The following is an 18,266-nucleotide window of genomic DNA, read 5'->3' on the forward strand; positions in this document are numbered from 1 at the left end:
TCAGGTGTGCGCGCTAACTGGGTTGCGCCGCGACGGCCACCAGTTGGCCCGCCCGACGAGCGCAGCGATGGCGGGAACCGTGATGGTGCGAACGACGAAGGTATCCAGCAAAATTCCCACACCGATCACAAAACCGCCTTGGACCACCGTGCCGATGCTGGAGAACAACAGCCCGCACATCGACGCAGCGAAGATCAGACCGGCCGCGGTGATCACACCGCCGGTCGAGCTCAGGGTGCGAATGATGCCGTAACGCATGCTGTGTGGAGACTCGTCACGCATCCGGGAGACCAGCAGCATGTTGTAGTCGGCGCCCACCGCGACCAATACCACGAAGGCCAGTGGCGGCACACTCCAATGTAACTGCTGGCCGAGGATGAATTGAAATACGAGCGTGCCGATGCCCACCGCGGAAAGGTACGAAATCACCACGGAAGCAACCAGATACAGCGGTGCGATAATCGCACGCAGCAGCGCCATCAAGGTCAGTAGCACGACGACGAGGGTTACCGCGATGATGAACCGGATGTCGTGTCGGTAGTAGTCGCGGGTGTCTTTCAGCCCGACGGTGTATCCCGCCATCGATACCGTGGCGTCAACCAACGCGGTATTCGGTTGGGCCCCCCGAGCTGTCTGGGTGATCGTGCTGACCTGATCCATGGCTTCGCTGCTGAACGGATTGAGTTTGGTCTGAACCAGGTAACGCGCCGAGTGGCCGTCCGGCGAGATGAAGACCTTGGCGGCGATCTTGAACGCCTTCAAGTGCAGCAACTGGGCCGGGATGTTGAACCCTGACATCGCCGGTTGCGCGGCATCACGTTTCAGCGACAACAAGAAGGCCGACGCCTGATCGAGCCCGGCACCCATCTGTTTGACCTGGTCGACGAGTTGCGTCACCGCCTCGGCCACTTGCCGGCTCCCACCGGCGAATCGATTCGCGCCGTCTTGCATGCTGCTCAGGTTCGCTTGCAGGCCACCGGGTTGGTCCATTCCCATGGAATGCATCACCTTGGTGAGGTTCGTGAGTGCACCACGCACGCGCTCTATCGATGCGTTCAGGGACTTTTTGTCCGGGAACGACTGCAGTTGTCCCCACAGATCGCTGATCGCGTCGAGGTCTTCCTGATCGCGGCCTCCGACCAGCCGTTCGAACGTTCCGCGGGTGGCGCTGCAAGACTCGTCGAGATCGCAGACCGGATTGCCCTGCAACGCCGTCAACACCGGGCCAATCCAGGCAAACATGTTCTTGCCGGCCGAAAAGTTCCAGCCCATGGCATTGCTGAGCGAATTCACGTGGTCGACGAGCTTGGCCGCGGTGTCGACCTCCTTGACCAAAGTGTCGCCGCCGTATTGGTTTTTCATCGAGGACAAAGAGTCGACCAAGCTCTGGACACTGACAGCGAGGCGGCTGACCTGGCCGCGTACGTGGTTGAGGTTGTCGGCCAGCGTGCCGGCCCCGTCGGCCAGCCGATCGAGGTCGTCGGTGTGGTCGTTGATCAGCGTGGACCCGTCGGCCAGGACGGTGCCGATGGCGCCCGCCTGATAGGTGGCTTTGAATTCATTCGGCACCGTCCCGGTGGGACGGGTGATGCCGCTGACCGCAGCGATATTCGGCAGTTGGCTGACTCGCTGCGCCATTTGCTCGAGGTCTGCAAGGGCCTGCGGCGTGCGCAGGTCATGCGGTGACTGCACAAGGATGTATTCCGGAATCGACTGATTCACCGGGAAGTGGCGATCCAGCGCGGCGTATCCGATGGAACTCGGCGCAGAGGCTCGCACGGCCTTGCGGTCGTCGTAGTTGTAGCGCAGGAACGCGGCGCAGCCGGCCAGCGCGAGCAACACGAGCAGGCTGGCAACCAGATGAACCTTCGGCCGGCGCACAATGCGGATGCCCGAGCGCCGCCAGAACCGCGCAGTCAACTCGCGCCGGGGCTTCACCCAGCCGCGGGGCCCGGCCAGCACCAGGATCGCCGGCAGCAACGTCACCGCGGCCAGGAACGCCACGCCGATCCCGATCGCCGACGACGCTCCGACCGTCTTGAACACGCCCATCCGGGCGAAGCTGATGACCAGAAAGGTGATTCCCACGGTGGCGGCGGATGCGGCGATCACTTTGCCGATCGAGATCATCGCCGCCTTGACCGCCCGGTCAAAATCCGCTCCTGACCGCAAATGGTCGTGATAGCGGCTGATCAGGAATACGGCGTAATCCGTTCCGGCGCCGGCCATTATCGCGCTCAAGAATACGATGGACTGGTTCGACACTCCCGAGCCCGTCAGCTGGGAGTATCCGGCCACCACGGCCTGCGCGATCACCAGGGACAACCCGATCGTGATCAACGGCAGCAGCATGGTGACCGCACTGCGGTAAACCACCAGCAAGACGATCAGCACCATGACGGCGATCGCGAGCTCAATCGGCATCCGGTCCCGTTCGCCCGAGACCGTGAGGTCGGCCACGGTGGCCGCGGGGCCGGTGATGTTTGCGGTCAGGGATGTTCCGGCTGGGGCCTGTTTCAAGGCGGTTTCGACGATTTCGCTGATCCGGTTGAAAGCGGCGTAAGACCCTGGAGTGCCCAACTCGCCCGCAACCCCGACCGGCAGCACCCACGCCTTGTGGTCCTTGCTGGTCACGACCGAGCGCAGGGGCGGCGCGCTGACGAAATCCTGCAACATGACCACATCTCGGGTGTCCCGGCGCAGCGCGTCCACCAGTTTGCGGTAAGTGGCTTCGTCGGCGGGGGCAAGCCCCTTGTCGTCGGTCAGGACTATCAGCAGGAGATCGTCTGAGCCCGATTCGTGAAACGCCTCGGTCATCTTTCGCGCCGTGACGCTCGACGGTGCATCGCTGGGCAAGATGGCGAGCGGATGCTTTTGGGCCATTTCGCCCAGCGACGGGAACGTCAGCGGTAGCGCCACTGCGACCGCGACCCAGATCCCGATCACGACCCACGGCCACCGCACCACAAAATCGGCTAGCCGCTGCATATCGCTCTCATGCGACGCGTCCCCAGTGCCCGCTGGCGGCGACCCGCACGCACACGGACTTCATCGCCTCCATGTAACGGGTGACCGATTTCTCGGCGACGGGATTGTCGGGATGCATGATCGCCATGACCGTGCCCTCGCCGTACCGAAATATGTAGATGGTCAGCTGATATGAATACCGGCCGTCCGAGTAGATTCCGATGTTGTCGGCAAGACCCAGGTCGGCCGCCGCAAGCACGGCGTTCAGCGGAGCGGCACCGCCATGAAAGAAGTTCGACACCGGAAAGTTCGGTTGCGGCCAGCTCAGCCAGGGCACCAGTTCCAACACGCGGTAATACGGCACCTTTGCCATGTCCAGACCTGAGTCGAAGGAAGCCTGCGCCGCCCATGCCGCCTCACCGAACGAGGCCGCAGCTATCGGCACGGTGATCGGGATCAAGCCGGTAAACCAGCCCTGCGTCATGAAATTGTCCGTGGCGGTGCGGGAATCCCGGGGAGTAAGACCGTAATACGTGAGAGCACCCGTGAACTCGTGCTCCACCAGCGCAAGGCAGGCAAACAAACCGCCGACGAAGCGTGCGCCCACCGCTGAACAGGCTGATTCGAATCGCTCCGTCTGCTCGGCGTCCATCAGCAGTTCGGAGACCATCCCGCTGCCGCACGGTTCCAACGGGTTGCCCAAGGGGAGCGGGAATTCAGGGAAGCCGCCATTGTTGTTCTCGGCGAACTCGATCCACGCGCGCACCTCCGGTGAATCTACGGTTAACGTTGAGGTGTACCGGCGTTCGCGGGCGCAGAAGTCGTCGAAGCTGCCGGCCTCGGGAAGCGCAAGTGCCTCACCGCCTGCGCTCAACGCTGAATACATGCCGTTGGCTTCGAGCATGGTGGTGCCGATCAACGTCGCGTCCCCGTGCACATGATCCATTGCGGCAAAGAAGGTGAAGTGGTTCTCGCTTTGGACGATCCCGAAGCTGAAACAGCCCCACTCCAGCGGATTCGGTATGGCCACGACGTGAGCGCGTACCTCGTCAGCAGTCATCTGGCCGTGCGTGCGCGGCGCGAACTCGATATCAACCGGATCGCTGAGGGTGTGCCTGATGAACTCTGAATCGCCGGTGTGCTCGAACCAGCTGCGAAAGGTGTCGTGCCGGCGCAGGTATGCGTTGAGGGCCTCATCCATCGCGGAAATGTCGCACTGGCCAGGCACTTCGCAGGTAGCGATGATTTGTCGGGAGAAGTCCAGCCCCGCAGATGTCCGCTCGTGGTAGTTGCGAAGATGTTGACCTTGCATGTAACTGACTGGCACCGAGCTGACCGGCGCTTGGCGAACCTTTGCCAGAGCCATCTGCGTCGGGTGCCACGAAGTCACTGCGCCGGGCGTCAGCGTCCAATCATCGAGTGAGCCGATCGTTATCTTCCCGATCCGCAAGACTTCTCCTCCTCGATGTGATCGGCTCGTCCGGTCAGGTTGGCAGCGAGACCCAACATAGCCCGCTGCGCACTGACTGTCGCCCTGGTGTCGCCGGCAGGTGGCCGCTGAGATCGAATACACCAAATCACCCGGGCACGCAACGCTTGTCAGCAGCCATACCGTGCGGTACGGTGCGCGGCACCGGCGCCGGCGTAGCACTTGCAATACTGGCCCGCGGCAGCAATTCTGATGCGCGACCGGGCCGCGTGAACGCGCGCGGCGACCGAATCTTCACCGTCCCCAACAGAGAGGACAGCGGTATGGCATCCGCCGAGGGCGAGCAGCAGTCAAGTTTTGCGATCGTCGGCTACGCGGCGCGTTTCCCCGGTGCGGCGGGTGCAGACGAGTTTTGGGATGTGCTGCGCGAAGGCCGGGATGCGATATCGGAGGTGCCGCAAGACCGTTGGGATGCCGACGAATTCTTCGACCCGGAACCCGGTGCGCCCGGGAAGGTGGTGACCCGGCGTGCAGGTTTCGTCGACGACGTGACGGGGTTCGACGCGCCGTTTTTCGGTATCTCGACGCGCGAGGTCAGGTTGATGGACCCGCAGCATCGGCTTTTGCTGGAGACGGCGTGGCGGGCGGTGGAGCATTCCGGCACCGCGCCAACGGCTCTGGCAAACACGAACACCGGTGTCTTCGTCGGTTTGGCCACCCATGACTACCTGGGAATGGCATCCGACGAGCTGACTTACGACGAGATCGAAGCCTATATGGCAATCGGGACGTCCAATGCCGCAGCGGCGGGCCGGATCAGCTACCGGTTGGGGCTGCAGGGCCCGGCGGTCGCGGTCGACACGGCGTGCAGTTCGTCGTTGGTGGCAATCCACCAGGCATGCCAAGCGCTGCGCTTAGGGGAATGCGACCTCGCGTTGGCCGGCGGCGCCAACGTCTTGCTCACTCCCGCAACGATGATCACGTTTTCCCGCGCGCACATGCTCGCACCCGACGGGCGGTGCAAGACATTCGACGCGGCCGCCGACGGCTACGTGCGCGGCGAGGGCTGCGGCGTCATCGTCATCAAGCGCCTCGAGGACGCGGTCCGTGACGGCGACCGAATCCGGGCCATCATCCGGGGCAGCGCAATCAATCAGGACGGCGCATCGGGTGGTTTGACCGTGCCGAATGGTGTTGCCCAGCAACGGGTTATCGCCGACGCGCTGAAGCGCGCCGGTCTGGCCGCCCGTGACGTCGAATACCTGGAGGCACACGGCACGGGGACATCGCTGGGCGACCCGATCGAGGCCCAGGCCGCGGGTGCGGTGCTCGGTGCCGGACGCGAGGCCAGCCGGCCACTGCTGATCGGCTCGGTGAAGACGAACATCGGGCATCTGGAAGCGGCCGCCGGGATCGCAGGCGTTATCAAGGTCATCCTGTCGCTCGAGCACGGGTTATTGCCGCAGCACCTGCACTTCCGCAATCCGTCGCCGCACATTCCCTGGGACCGGCTTCCGGTGCAGGTGGTGCAGGAGGCCACCGCCTGGGAACGCAATGGTCAACCCCGTATTGCGGGAGTCAGCTCGTTCGGGTTCGCCGGAACCAACGCGCACGTCATCCTCTCCGAAGCGCCCGAGGAAGTGCGCGAGCCCGCTGTGGCGCCGCTTCCGATCCAGGGGCCCGGCAACCGGCGCTTCCGCGTACTTCCGTTATCGGCGCGCACTCCCGCCGCTTTGGTGCAGCTTGCCGATCAATACCGCACATGGTTGAGCTCCCACCCGGAGGCCACTTTGGCCGACGTGTGCTTTACCGCCGGGGCAGGGCGAGCACACTTGGAGCACCGGGCCGCGCTCGTGGTCGATTCCAAGGAATCTGCCAGCGAATTGCTAGGTGCGCTCGCGGACGACCGTCCGGCACCGGGTTTGGTGCGCGGAGTATCCGACGACGCGCCGAAAACGGCGTGGTTGTTCACCGGTCAAGGCAGCCAGTACCCGGGGATGGCTCGCGAATTGTTCGACACCGAGCCGGTTTTCGCCGAGACCCTGAGCCGTTGCGCGGCAGTGGTCGCTGACGTTCTCGAAAAACCGTTGCTGGACGTGATTTTCGATGCAGACGGCGACGCCACGCTGCGGCAGACCTCCTACGCCCAGCCCGCCTTGTTCGCGGTGGAGATGGGCCTGGCGCGGCTGTGGCAATCGTGGGGCTTCGAACCCGACGTGGTGCTGGGCCACAGCGTCGGCCAGTATTCGGCTGCCTGCGTCGCGGGTGTGTTCAGCCTCGAGGACGGCATGCGGCTGATGGCCGAGCGCGGCCGTCTTTTCGGCAGCTTGCCTGCGGGCGGTCGGATGGCCGCGGTGTTCACCGCCGCCGAGCGCGTCGAGAGCCTCACCGACGAGCTCCCCAACTTGTCCATAGCCGCCTACAACGGCGCCAACACTGTATTGTCCGGACCCGCGCAGGATCTGGAGCAGGCGGTGGCTCGCTTGAGCGCCGACGGTGTCCGGTGTGACTGGCTCGACACCAGCCACGCGTTTCATTCGGCACTGCTGGATCCGATCCTCGACGAGTTCGAGTCGTATGCGAGTGAGTTCAATTTCAGCCCGCCGCAACGCATTTTGGTGTGCAACCGCACCGGTTCCACGCTGGGCAGGAGCGTGAAACTCGACGGCAACTACTGGCGTCGCCACGCGCGCCAGCCGGTGGAATTCGCCAAGAGCGTGCGCACCCTGGCCGAGCTGGGTTGCAAGGTGCTGCTCGAGATCGGCCCGCAGCCGGTGCTCACCGCCGCAGCTCTGCGGGCATGGCCTGACCCGGCCACCGCGCCGCGGGCGATTGCGTCGTTGCGCCGAAACACCGCTGACCACCGACAGATCACCGAAGCCCTTGCCGACGCGTACGTCCTGGGCCACCGCCCTGATTTCGGCGCCGTCTCGGGACCGGCGCGCAAACTCGACCTGCCCACCTATCCATTCCAGCGTCGCCAGTACTGGTTTCGGGACAATCGCCCCAATCGCGGCCAGCAAACCAACGGGGCGCAACACAGCCGGCAGCGTAAAACGCAGTCGATCGCGGACGAGCGCTACGAGATTCGATGGGAGAAATCCACGGTCTCGGATGCGACAGCCGGTGAGGGATCTACCTGGCTTCTCATCGGCGACGACGCCCGTGTAGTTCAGCCTTTGGTCGACGCATTGAGCGCGCGCGGGCACCAGTCTCGGCTGCTCGGGTTGCCGGTGTCCGACGCGGACGAGGAACAGCTCGCGGCGGCGCTGCGCGCAGCGGCGGCGCACGAACCGGCGCTACGAATCCTGCATGTCGCGGCCGTCGGCTCCGACATCGCACCGTCGATGCGGTCGCTGTTGCGGATGCAGCACCAAATCCTGGGCGGGACAAGGCGACTCTTCCGCGCCGCGGTCGCGGCCGAACTGCGCACGCCCATTTGGCTGGTGACCCGCGGCGCACAACGAGTCACCGAAGCCGACACCGTGTCACCGGATCAGAGTTGCCTCTGGGGATTCGGTCGTGCCGCTTCACTCGAGCATCCGCAGGTGTGGGGCGGACTCGCGGATCTGGCTGACGGCACCGTGGAGGAATGGTCGCGGCTGATCGACCAGGTGGCGGCCGAACCGCGCCGAGAGGACCAAGTCGCGCTGCGCGATCAAACGGTCTATGTTCCACGGCTGGTTCGACGCGTCGGGCAGCCGAGCGCGACACCGCCGGCACTGCGCAGTGACGCAACGTATTTGGTGACCGGAGGGCTCGGTTCGGTCGGACTGGAAATTGCCGGGTACCTGGCCGCGCACGGTGCCCGGCATCTGGTGCTGACCAGTCGACGCGAGCCCAGCGATGCCGCACAACGGCGCATCGATGCGTTGAGCAAACAGCACGGTTGCGAAATCCGGGCCGTCGCCGCCGATGTCGGCGATGCGCACGACGTCGCGCGCCTGTTAACTACCGTGCGGTCCGAACTACCGCCGTTGGCCGGCATCGTCCATGCCGCGGGGGAGGTCGGTACCACCCCACTGAGCGCCCTGGACGACGCCGAAGTAGATCGCGTCTTTGCCGGGAAGGTCTGGGGTGCTTGGCATTTGAGCGAAGCAGCCGCCGACCTTCAACTGGACTTCTTCTTGAGCACCTCCTCGATCGCCTCGGTGTGGGGGAGCTTCGGTCAGACCGCTTACGGCGCGGCCAACGCTTTCCTCGACGGGCTGGCCTGGCGGCTGCGCGAACAGGGCGTTGCGGGGATCAGTGTGAATTTCGGTCCCTGGTCGGCTGGCATGGCCGACGCGGACGCTCGCGCGCGGCTGGATCAGCGCGGAGTCCGGACATTGTCACCTGCCGACGCACTTGCAGGGATGGCCGATGTCATGGCGGCGTCGTCGGCGCAGGGGGTCGTGGCCCGCATCGACTGGGCCCGATTCCTGCCGCTATACCAGCAAGCAGGCAGGCGCGGATTCCTCACGGAGTTGGAGCGTGAAGTGCCCGATGCGGCGCCGGTGACAACGGCGTCTGGGAAGACCCCGCTGGTCGAGCGGCTCACCAACGCCCCGGTGCAGCAGCGCAAGAAACTGTTGACCGATTACCTGCGCGACTCGGTAGCCGAGGTGACGCGCGTCGATGCCGCGGAGATCCGCGAGGACGCCGGATTCTTCGATCTCGGCATGGATTCCCTGATGGCCGTCGAACTGCGGCGCCGCATCGAGCAAGGAGTGGGCAAGGAAATCCCGGCGACCCTGGCGATGGACTACCCACGCCTGTCCGACGTGGTCGACTACCTACTCGGCGACGTGCTCGAGCTCGGCGAGAAAGCTTCGGCGCCTCAGCCGGCGGCGGTAACGACAACGCGCACGGACGAGCCGATCGCGATCATCGCGGTGTCATGCCGCTTCCCGGGCGCGCCCAACCCGGAGGCGTTCTGGGAGGTGCTCTCCGGCGGTGTCGACGCGATCCGGGAAGTCCCGGAGGACCGATTCGACATCGACGAGTTCTACGACCCGGACCCGGATACCGCGGGCAAGACCTACACGCGCTTCGGCGGATTCCTCGACGGCATCGACGGGTTCGACCCGGAATTCTTCGGAATCTCGCCGCGTGAAGCGGTCTGGATCGAGCCGCAGCAGCGGCTGATGCTCGAAACGGTCTGGGAGGCTCTCGAAAGGGCCGGGTACGCGCCGTCCGCATTGCGCGGCAGCCGAACCGGCGTCTTCGCGGGGGTGGCCGCCAATGAATATGCGCATCTGCTGTCCGCCGAGTCGATCGACAAAATCGAGCCCTACTTCATCACCGGCAACGCGCTCAACGCCATTTCCGGTCGGGTTGCCTTCGCGCTGGGGTTCGAAGGACCGGCGGTGGCGGTCGATACCGCGTGCAGCTCGTCGCTGGTGGCCGTCCACCAGGCCTGCCAGGCATTGCATTCCGGCGACTGCGATCTGGCGCTGGCCGGCGGTGTGAATGTCTTACTGAGTCCGGTAACCGTTGTGGCGGCCTCACGCGCCAGGATGCTGTCGCCGGGCGGGCGATGCAAGACCTTCGACGCCTCCGCCGACGGCTACGTCCGCAGCGAGGGCTGCGGGATCCTGGTGCTCAAGAGGCTCAGCGACGCGGTGCGTGACGGCGACCGGGTTGCCGCCGTGATCCCGGGCAGCGCGGTCAACCAGGACGGCGCGTCCAGCGGTTTGACTGTGCCGAATGGTGGTGCACAGCAACGGCTTATCGCCACAGCCCTGGCCCGTGCCGGGCTGGCCGGCGAGGATGTCGACTACCTCGAGGCGCACGGCACGGGCACCCCGCTGGGTGATCCGATCGAGGCGCAGGCGGCCGGCACCGTCTATGGCGCCGGCCGCGACTCGGCCCGCCCACTGTTGATGGGATCGGTGAAGACCAACATCGGCCATCTCGAGTCGGCATCCGGGGCCGCCGGTCTGATCAAGGTCGTGTTGTCGCTGCAACATGGAGTGCTGCCGGCCAGCCTGCACTTCGACACGCCGTCGCCGCATATCCCGTGGGACTCGCTGCCGGTGAGGGTGGTGGACAAGCCGACTCCTTGGCAGCCCAATGGCAGGCCGCGGCGCGCCGGTGTCAGCTCCTTCGGATTCACCGGCACGAACGCACACGTACTGATCGAAGAGGCACCGGCGTCCACTGCGGAGCCCGAGTTGGACGCTCACGACGAATCGGTGAGTGTGCTGCCGCTCTCGGCCCGGTCGCCGCAGGCACTGGTGGCGTTGGCGCAGCGGTACGGCTCTTGGTTGGACGCCCACCCGGAAGCCGACGTCGCCGATGTGTGCCTGACGGCAGGGGTGGGTCGTTCGCATTTCGAACACCGGGCCGCGCTGGTCGTCGATTCGGTCCGGTCAGCTCGAGACGGCCTGGCCGACGTGGCCGAGAACCGGCTGCGCCCCGGTGTGCTGCGCGGCGAGTGCACCGACCGGCCGACGACGGCGTGGTTGTTCACCGGCCAGGGCAGTCAGTATCCGGGAATGGCACGCGAGTTGTTCGATGCCGAGCCGGTTTTCGCGGAAACCGTGACACATTGCGCGGACGCGGCCGACGAGATCCTGCCGCGCCCGTTGCTGGAGGTGATGTTCGCCACCGACAGGGACACCGCAGAGACGTTGCGGCACACCTCGTTTGCGCAGCCGGCGCTTTTCGCCGTCGAGATGGGCCTGGCCCGGTTATGGCAGTCGTGGGGTGTGGAGCCCGATGTGGTGCTGGGGCACAGCGTCGGCCAATACGCGGCGGCGTGTGTGGCCGGGGTGTTCAGCCTCGAGGACGGGGCACGGCTGATCGCCGAGCGTGGTCGGCTGTTCGGCGGCCTGCCCGAAGGCGGGCGCATGGTTGCGGTTTTCGCCGACGCCAAGAACGTCGAGGAAGTCGCCACCGAATTTCCCCGGGTGTCGGTCGCGGCCTACAACGGCCCCAATACGGTGCTGTCGGGCCCGGGAGCGGACCTGGAAGAGATAGTCGCCCGATTTGGAAACGACGGAATCCGCTGCAGCTGGCTGGAAACCAGCCACGCCTTCCATTCGGAGTTGCTGGAACCGGTGCTCGGTGAATTCGAGTCGTACGCAGCGCGGTTGGAGTTCGCTGCGCCGACGTTGCCGCTGGTCTGCAACCGCACGGGCACCGTGCTGACGGCGGCAACCCCACTCGACGCTCACTATTGGCGGCGGCATTCCCGCCAGCCGGTGCAGTTCGCCGAAAGCGTGCGCACCGTGGCGGCGCTGGGCTGCTCGGTGTTGATGGAGATCGGTCCGCAACCGGTGCTGACCGGGGCTGCCGTACAGGTCTGGCCGGAACACTTGGCCGCGCCGCGTGCGATCGTGTCGCTGCGTAAAGGCGTAGGGGACCGGCGTCAGATCGCCGAAGCGCTGGCGGGGGCCTACGTCAGCGGCCATCGGCCCGAATTCGCTGCGTTGCAGCATGAGCCCCGCCGCAGACTCGAGCTGCCCACGTATCCGTTCGAGCGCCGTCGTTTCTGGCCCAAGACGTCCGGCATCTCCGTGAACGGTGCCGTGTCATCCGGAATCTTGGGCAGCGCAAAGGATCTCGCCTCCGGCGACTGCGTATACACCAGCTGGCTGTCCGTCAAATCGCAGCCGTGGCTTTCCGACCACGTCATCTACGGCACCGTCGTCGTTCCGGGGGCGACCTATGCGGCGATGGCCCTGGCCGCCGTCGGCCCCCCGGCGCGGGTGAAAGACGTCTTTTTCTACGAGCCGATCATCCTGCCCGAGAAAGATTCCCGCGAGGTGCAGCTGACGCTGCATCCGCTCGAGGGCGGCGGCTGGAAATTCCAGGTGCACAGCCGCCCCTACGGCGTTCCCGATTCCGAGTGGTCGTTGAACGCCGACGGCACCGTCACCACCGGCGTCGACGACGAGGCGACGCCCGAGCAAGCGGACCCCATCGACGCAGTGATCGAGCGCTCGAACCGCATGCGTCCGCAAGAGTTGTTCGAGACCTTCGCCGACATGGAACTGGCGTGGGGGCCCACCTGGTCCGGTTCCCTGAAGTCGCTGTGGCTCGGCGAGGGTGAGGCGATCGGCGACATCACCGTCGGCGAAGAGCTGGCCGAGCAGCTCGGCACCGAGCCCATGCATCCGGTGCTGCTCGACCTGTGCACCGGAGTCGCCTTCCCGGCGTTCCCGGCACTTCTTGCCGCCGAACAAGGCGTGAGCGATCTGTTCCTGCCGTTGCGCTACGGGCAAGTGGCGCTGCGGGAAAAGATGCCTCGCAGGTTTTACTGCCGCGCAAAGTGGCACACCAACGGCCTCGACAGCGAAACCCAAGTCTTCGACCTCGACTTCGTCAGCCGGGATGGCGGCCACCTCGGCGGGATTCGCGAGTTCACGGTCAAACGCGCGCCCCGGGAGGCGTTGTTGCGCGGGCTCGGCGGCGACGCCACCAGGCTGCTGTACAGCCTCGGCTGGCACGAGGTGCCGCCCCCACCATCGAGTGACGGCGCCGGAAAGGCAAGCGGCACATGGCTAGTCGCCGGATTCGACGAACTGGCAGCCGAACTGCCGGGCTGCGTCTCGTTTGACCGCACTACCGAACTGCTGGGTGCGCTGTTGGCCCAGGCTCGCGAGCGCGGTATGCCGTTCTCCGGCGTCGTCTGGCGCGGCGCCGGGCCGGGTGCCGACGAGTCGATAGCTGAATGTGCCGCACGGCTGGAGACAGAGATCGCCCACCTGCTCAGCGCAGTGCACACGCTGCAGAGCGACGGAGCGGCCAAGCTTCCGGGCGGACTCTGGATCATCACCGAACGGGCTGTGGCAACCGAATCCGGCGAACCGGTCGACCCGGTGCAGGCGGCGCTATGGGGACTCGGCCGCACGATCATCAACGAGGAACCGGGCCTGCACTGCAGGCTGGTCGACTACGACGGTTCTCAGGAGGCCGTGCACTCGCTGGCCGGTCTTCTCGGCATTCCGATCGGCGAGCCGGAACTCGCACTGCGTCAAGGAAAGTTCCTTGCGTCCCGGTTACTGCAATGGGCACGCAACGGTCACCTCGCGGTACCGCGTACAGCCGAATACGTCCTGGCACCCACCGAACGGGGCGCGATCGACAACCTGCGCCTGACCGAGACCGAAGTGCAGGCGCCCGGCGAGGGCTATGTGCAGGTCCGGGTCGAGGCCGCTGGGCTGAACTTCCGGGATGTGCTCAATGTGTTGGGCCTCTACCCGGGCGATCCGGGCCCGATCGGCGGCGACTTTGCGGGCATCGTCACACAATTGGGTGACGGTGTCACCGGACTCGAGGTCGGCCAACGCGTCTACGGCTTCATGCAGGGCGCGTTCTCCAGCCGGTTCAACGTGCCGGCCCAATTGCTGGCGCCGATTCCCGACGGGGTGAGCGCGATCGATGCGGCGACCATTCCCGCCGCGGCACTGACCGCCCGGCTCGCATTCGACTGGGCGCAACTGAAGCCCGGAGACCGCGTGCTCATCCACGCCGCCAGCGGCGGTGTCGGCCTGGCCGCGATCCAGATGGCCCGCCAGCACGGTGCGATCGTCTTCGCCACCGCCAGCACCTACAAACGCGCGACACTGCGCAAGCTTGGCGTCGAATACGTCTACGACTCGCGCAGTACGGATTTCGCCGGCCAAATCTTGGCGGATACCGGCGGCGCGGGTGTTGATGTGGTGCTCAACAGCCTGACCAATGAGGGCTTTATCGAGGCAACGGTCCGGGCCACCGCCCAGAACGGCCGATTCGCCGAGATCGCCAAGCGAGACATCTGGACACCGGAACAGATGGCGGCGATCCGTCCCGACATCGCCTACGAAATCGTTGCCCTGGACACGGTGACCTTCCAAGAGCCCGAGCGCATTCGCCGCTTGCTGGGTGAGGTGTCGGACGGGTTGGCCAGCGGCGAGTGGAAGCCGCTGCCCGCCGAGATCTACCCGCTGACCGAAGCCAGGACGGCGTTTCGCCGCATGCAGCAGGCGCGACATATCGGCAAGATCGTCCTGCAGATGCCGAAACCGCTGCAGCCGCGCGGCGATCGGAGCTATCTGATCACCGGCGGACTCGGTGCGATCGGCCTGCACATGGCGTCGTATCTGGCCCAACTGGGTGCCGGTGACATCGTGTTGACCAGCAGGCGCGCACCCGACGCGGACGCACAGCGGACAATCGAGGACATCACCGAGCGCTACCGGTGCCGCATCCACACCTTCGCGGCCGACGTCGGCGACGAGTCGGAAGTCGCAAACCTGCTGGACCGGATTCGTGTGGAGTGCCCGCCGCTTGCGGGAGTGGCGCATCTGGCGGGCGTGCTCGATGACGCGCTGCTCTCTGATCAGAGCCTGGAGCGCTTCCGAACGACGTTGGCGCCCAAAGCGTTCGGTGCCTGGCACTTGGATCGGCTGACGAAGAACGATGATCTCGACTTCTTCGTCGTGTCCTCCTCGGTGTCCAGCTTGCTCGGTTCACCCGGCCAGGCCAACTACTCGACTGCCAACGCGCTGTTGGACGGGTTGGTGGCGCACCGCCAGGCGCGAGGCTTGCCGGCGACCGGCGTCAACTTCGGACCCTGGGCACAAGGGGGCATGGCCTCGTCAGAGGCCGCACGCGCCAATCTCAGTGCGCAGGGCATGATTCCGCTGGAGCCGTCGGCAGCACTCGGGGCGCTTGCCGAGGTTGTCGCCAACGGAACTGCGCAGGCAACCGTCATCAAGGCCAATTGGCAGCGTGCCATGAAGGTGCTGGGCAATTCTCGTCCACCGATTCTGGACCTCGTGTTGCCGAGCGCGGTTGGGGAGGCAACCGGCGATGCTGAGTTGCTTCGGCAACTGCAGGAGATACCGGTCGCGCAGCGCGCCAGCTTCATCACCGAATTCCTGCAGCGCGAAGTGCAGGGCTTCCTGCGGCTCGCGCAACCGCCCGCCGCGACCAGTCGGTTCTTGGACCTGGGTACGGACTCACTGATGGCGATCGAACTCCGCAACCGGTTGCACAGCCAATTCGGTGGCATCTTCACGATCAACGCCACCGCGGTATTCGACTACCCGACGATCGGCGGGCTCGCCGAGTACCTGGCCGGCCAGCTGCCGGAGTCGGATTCACCGTCGGGTGAGAAAGAATCGGTCGCTGCGCCAGAGCCGAGTTGAGTTTGGCGGGTCGCTTAGTCGGCGATGTTGAAGGCCGAGTTGACCTTGGTCGGCCGGACCCGCACCACGAGTTCGCCGGGGACAGCGTTGCGCCGGCCGAACTCGATTGCCCGGTGGGTTCCCATGTAGCGTCCGCCGATCCGGGTGGCGATGTCGAGCAGCTCCGGCGCGTCCTCGGTCATCGTCGCAATTCCCTGCACCTGGACGAACGAGTACGGCGGATGGGGGTCGTCCACGCAGATCACCACTCGGGAATCCCGGGCCAGCGCATGGGCTTTGGCGGTGTTACGGCCGGTGTTGAACACCAGCTCGCCGTCGTCGACGACGAACCACACCGGAGCGACCAGCGGACGACCGTCGGAGGCAACATATCCCAGCATGCCGGTGCGGGTGCCCGCCGACAGGAATTCGATGACTTCCGCGGAAAGTTCGGTCATGCCTATAGGGTGACAACCTCGTAGTCGCCGACCTGGTCGGCCAGGACATGCAGCTGGTCTTGCGACGACCCCAGCGTGTGCTCGATAGCGGTGAGTCGGGCCGCATAGTGGCCGACCGGGTATTCCGCGGTCATGCCGATGCCGCCGTGCAGCTGGATCGCCTCTTGCCCGATATGCCGGCCCGAGCGGCCGATCTGCAGTTTGGCCCGCGCCGCGATCACCGGGTCGAGGTTGCCGTCGGCGATCGACATCGCCGCGTAGTAGTTCATGCTGCGGGCCAATTCCAGCGAGACGTACATGTCGGCGGCGCGCTGAGTCAGCGTCTGGAAGGTGTTCAGTGTGACGCCGAACTGCTTGCGGGTCTTGAGGTAATCGGTGGTCAGCCGGAGCGCTTCTTCCATGGCGCCGACCGCCTCGGCGCACAATGCCGACTGGATGCGGATCACGGCATTGCGGATGGCCGCCGACGCGTCGCCTGCCTCACCCAGCGGCTCGCCCGGCGTCTGGTCCAGGTCGATCTGGGCGCCGCGCTGACCGTCGAACGTCGGATACGGATGCCGGGCGACGGCACCGGCGTCGACCACAAACAGTCCCGTCCCGCCGTCGGGCAATGCGGCGCTGACCACCAGCAGGTCGGCGCAGTCGCCGGCCAGCACCGGGTTCTTACGCCCGCTCAAGACCCACGAATCACCGTGCGACACAGCCGTGGTCGCGTCGGCGCCGCGCGGCTCGAGGTGTGCGAACGCCAGCAACCGCTGGCCGGCCGCCACCTCGTCCAGCAGCTGCTTCTGCGGCTCGGTGCCCAACTCGGCGATGATCGCGCCCGGGCCCAGCGCCGCGTGTACCACCGGTTCGGGGGCCAGCCGGCGTCCGATTTCGGTGAGCACCACCATGATTTCGAGCTGGCCCGCCTCGGCGGGGTCGAAACCCAGGCTGAGTATCCCGGTGTCGGCCAGTTGGCTCCACACCTCACGGCTCCAGCCCAGCTCGGTGTCGACGACCTTGAGCCGGCTTTCGGGATCGTAGCTGCGGGCCAGTAGATCGCGGGTGGTGTCGCGCAGCAGCACCTGTTCGTCGCTCAACTGAAAGTCCATGGCTTACCTCACAATCCCAGGATCGTCGACGCGATGATCGTGCGCTGCACCTCGTTGCTGCCGCCGTAAATCGACGTCTTGCGGTAGTTCAGGTAATGCGGCGCGCTGCGCTGCGCCCATGTCGGTGACGCGATGTCGTCGCCTGCCTCGAACGGCAGCGCATCCGGCCCGGCCACCTCGACCAGAAGTTCGGTGGCCGTCTGCTGTAACTGGCTACCGCGCAGTTTGAGCACCGACGACGCCGGGTTGGGCTTGCCACCCGACGAGCTCGACGTTACCCGCATCTGGGTGAGTTCCAATGCCAGCACGTCGTTTTCGGCTTCGGCGAGTCGGGCTGCGAACAGCGGATCGTCGAGCAGGCCGGTCTCGGTGGCGCGCGCTTTGACCTCGGCGAGGCGGACCTTGGTGCGGCCGACGCCGGCGATGCCCGTTCGTTCGTTGCCCAGCAGGAACTTTGCGTAGGTCCAGCCCTGGTTCTCCTCGCCGACAAGCTGATCGGCCGGCACCCGGACATCTTCGAAGAACACCTCGTTGACCTCGTGGCCGCCGTCGATCAGCTTGATCGGGCGCATCGTGATCCCCGGGGTGTCCAGGTCGATCAGCAGGAACGAGATGCCGGCCTGCTTCTTGGGTGCCTGCGGGTCGGTGCGAACCAGGCAGAAGATCCAGTCGGCGTACTGGCCCAGCGTGGTCCAGGTCTTCTGCCCGTTGACGACATAGCTGTCGCCGTCGCGGATTGCGGTGGTGCGCAGCGACGCCAAGTCCGAGCCGGCTTCCGGTTCGGAGAATCCCTGGCACCACCAGATGTCCAGGCTTGCCGTGGGCGGTAGAAAGCGCTGTTTGGTCTCCTGGGAACCGAACTCGGCGATTACCGGGCCGACCATCTTGGCGTTGAAGTTCAGCGGTTCGGGCACACAGGCCAGCTGCATCTCGTCGAGCCAGATCTGATGTTGGGCCGGCGTCCAGTCCTTGCCGCCCCATTCCACCGGCCAGTTGGGCACCGCCAGCCCGTGCTGGTGCAGGATCTTGTGGCTGGTGGCAATGTCGTCACGGTTGACTTGCCCCAGCCGCACCCGCTCGCGGACGTCGGCCGGGATCTGCGTCGTGTAGAAGGTGCGCAGTTCGTCGCGGAAGTCGGCTTCCTCCGCGGTGAGCGCCAGTTGCATGGCTGTCTCCTGTAGTTGGGAACTCTGCCCAGCAGGTTAGCCGCATGTCCTCA

General features: G+C 65.7%; 6 protein-coding genes. 1 reads left to right on the plus strand and 5 read right to left on the minus strand.

What is annotated here, in order from left to right:
• The gene (locus AWB95_RS10210) at nucleotides 1-2,988 is read right to left on the minus strand and encodes an MMPL/RND family transporter (protein ID WP_062540373.1); all 2,988 of its coding nucleotides are present in this window, start codon (nucleotides 2,986-2,988) and stop codon (nucleotides 1-3) included.
• 7 nt (nucleotides 2,989-2,995) lie between these two features.
• The gene (locus AWB95_RS10215) at nucleotides 2,996-4,417 is read right to left on the minus strand and encodes a condensation domain-containing protein (protein WP_062540372.1); all 1,422 of its coding nucleotides are present in this window, start codon (nucleotides 4,415-4,417) and stop codon (nucleotides 2,996-2,998) included.
• A 302-nt stretch (nucleotides 4,418-4,719) separates the two neighbouring features.
• Between AWB95_RS10215 and AWB95_RS10220 the strand changes: the two genes are divergently transcribed.
• Nucleotides 4,720-15,516 carry a type I polyketide synthase gene (locus AWB95_RS10220; protein ID WP_062540382.1) on the plus strand — a complete coding sequence of 3,599 codons (10,797 nt, stop codon included), beginning with the start codon at nucleotides 4,720-4,722 and terminating at the stop codon, nucleotides 15,514-15,516.
• Between the two features lie 14 nt (nucleotides 15,517-15,530).
• Here the strand turns inward: AWB95_RS10220 and AWB95_RS10225 are convergent, their stop codons facing one another.
• Genes AWB95_RS10225 through AWB95_RS10235 form a run of 3 tightly spaced genes read right to left on the minus strand, consistent with a single transcriptional unit; the run spans nucleotide 15,531 to nucleotide 18,213 of the window.
• Nucleotides 15,531-15,953 (minus strand): PPOX class F420-dependent oxidoreductase, encoded by a 423-nt coding sequence (locus AWB95_RS10225; protein ID WP_062540371.1) that lies wholly within the window; start codon nucleotides 15,951-15,953, stop codon nucleotides 15,531-15,533.
• Nucleotides 15,954-15,955: 2 nt separating this feature from the next.
• Nucleotides 15,956-17,047 carry an acyl-CoA dehydrogenase family protein gene (locus AWB95_RS10230; protein ID WP_062540370.1) on the minus strand — a complete coding sequence of 364 codons (1,092 nt, stop codon included), beginning with the start codon at nucleotides 17,045-17,047 and terminating at the stop codon, nucleotides 15,956-15,958.
• Between the two features lie 8 nt (nucleotides 17,048-17,055).
• Nucleotides 17,056-18,213, minus strand: coding sequence for an acyl-CoA dehydrogenase family protein (locus tag AWB95_RS10235; RefSeq protein WP_062540369.1), 1,158 nt, complete (start codon nucleotides 18,211-18,213; stop codon nucleotides 17,056-17,058).
• Nucleotides 18,214-18,266: the final 53 nt, after the last annotated feature.

The organism is Mycobacterium celatum, assembly GCF_002101595.1.
GTDB lineage: Bacteria > Actinomycetota > Actinomycetes > Mycobacteriales > Mycobacteriaceae > Mycobacterium > Mycobacterium celatum.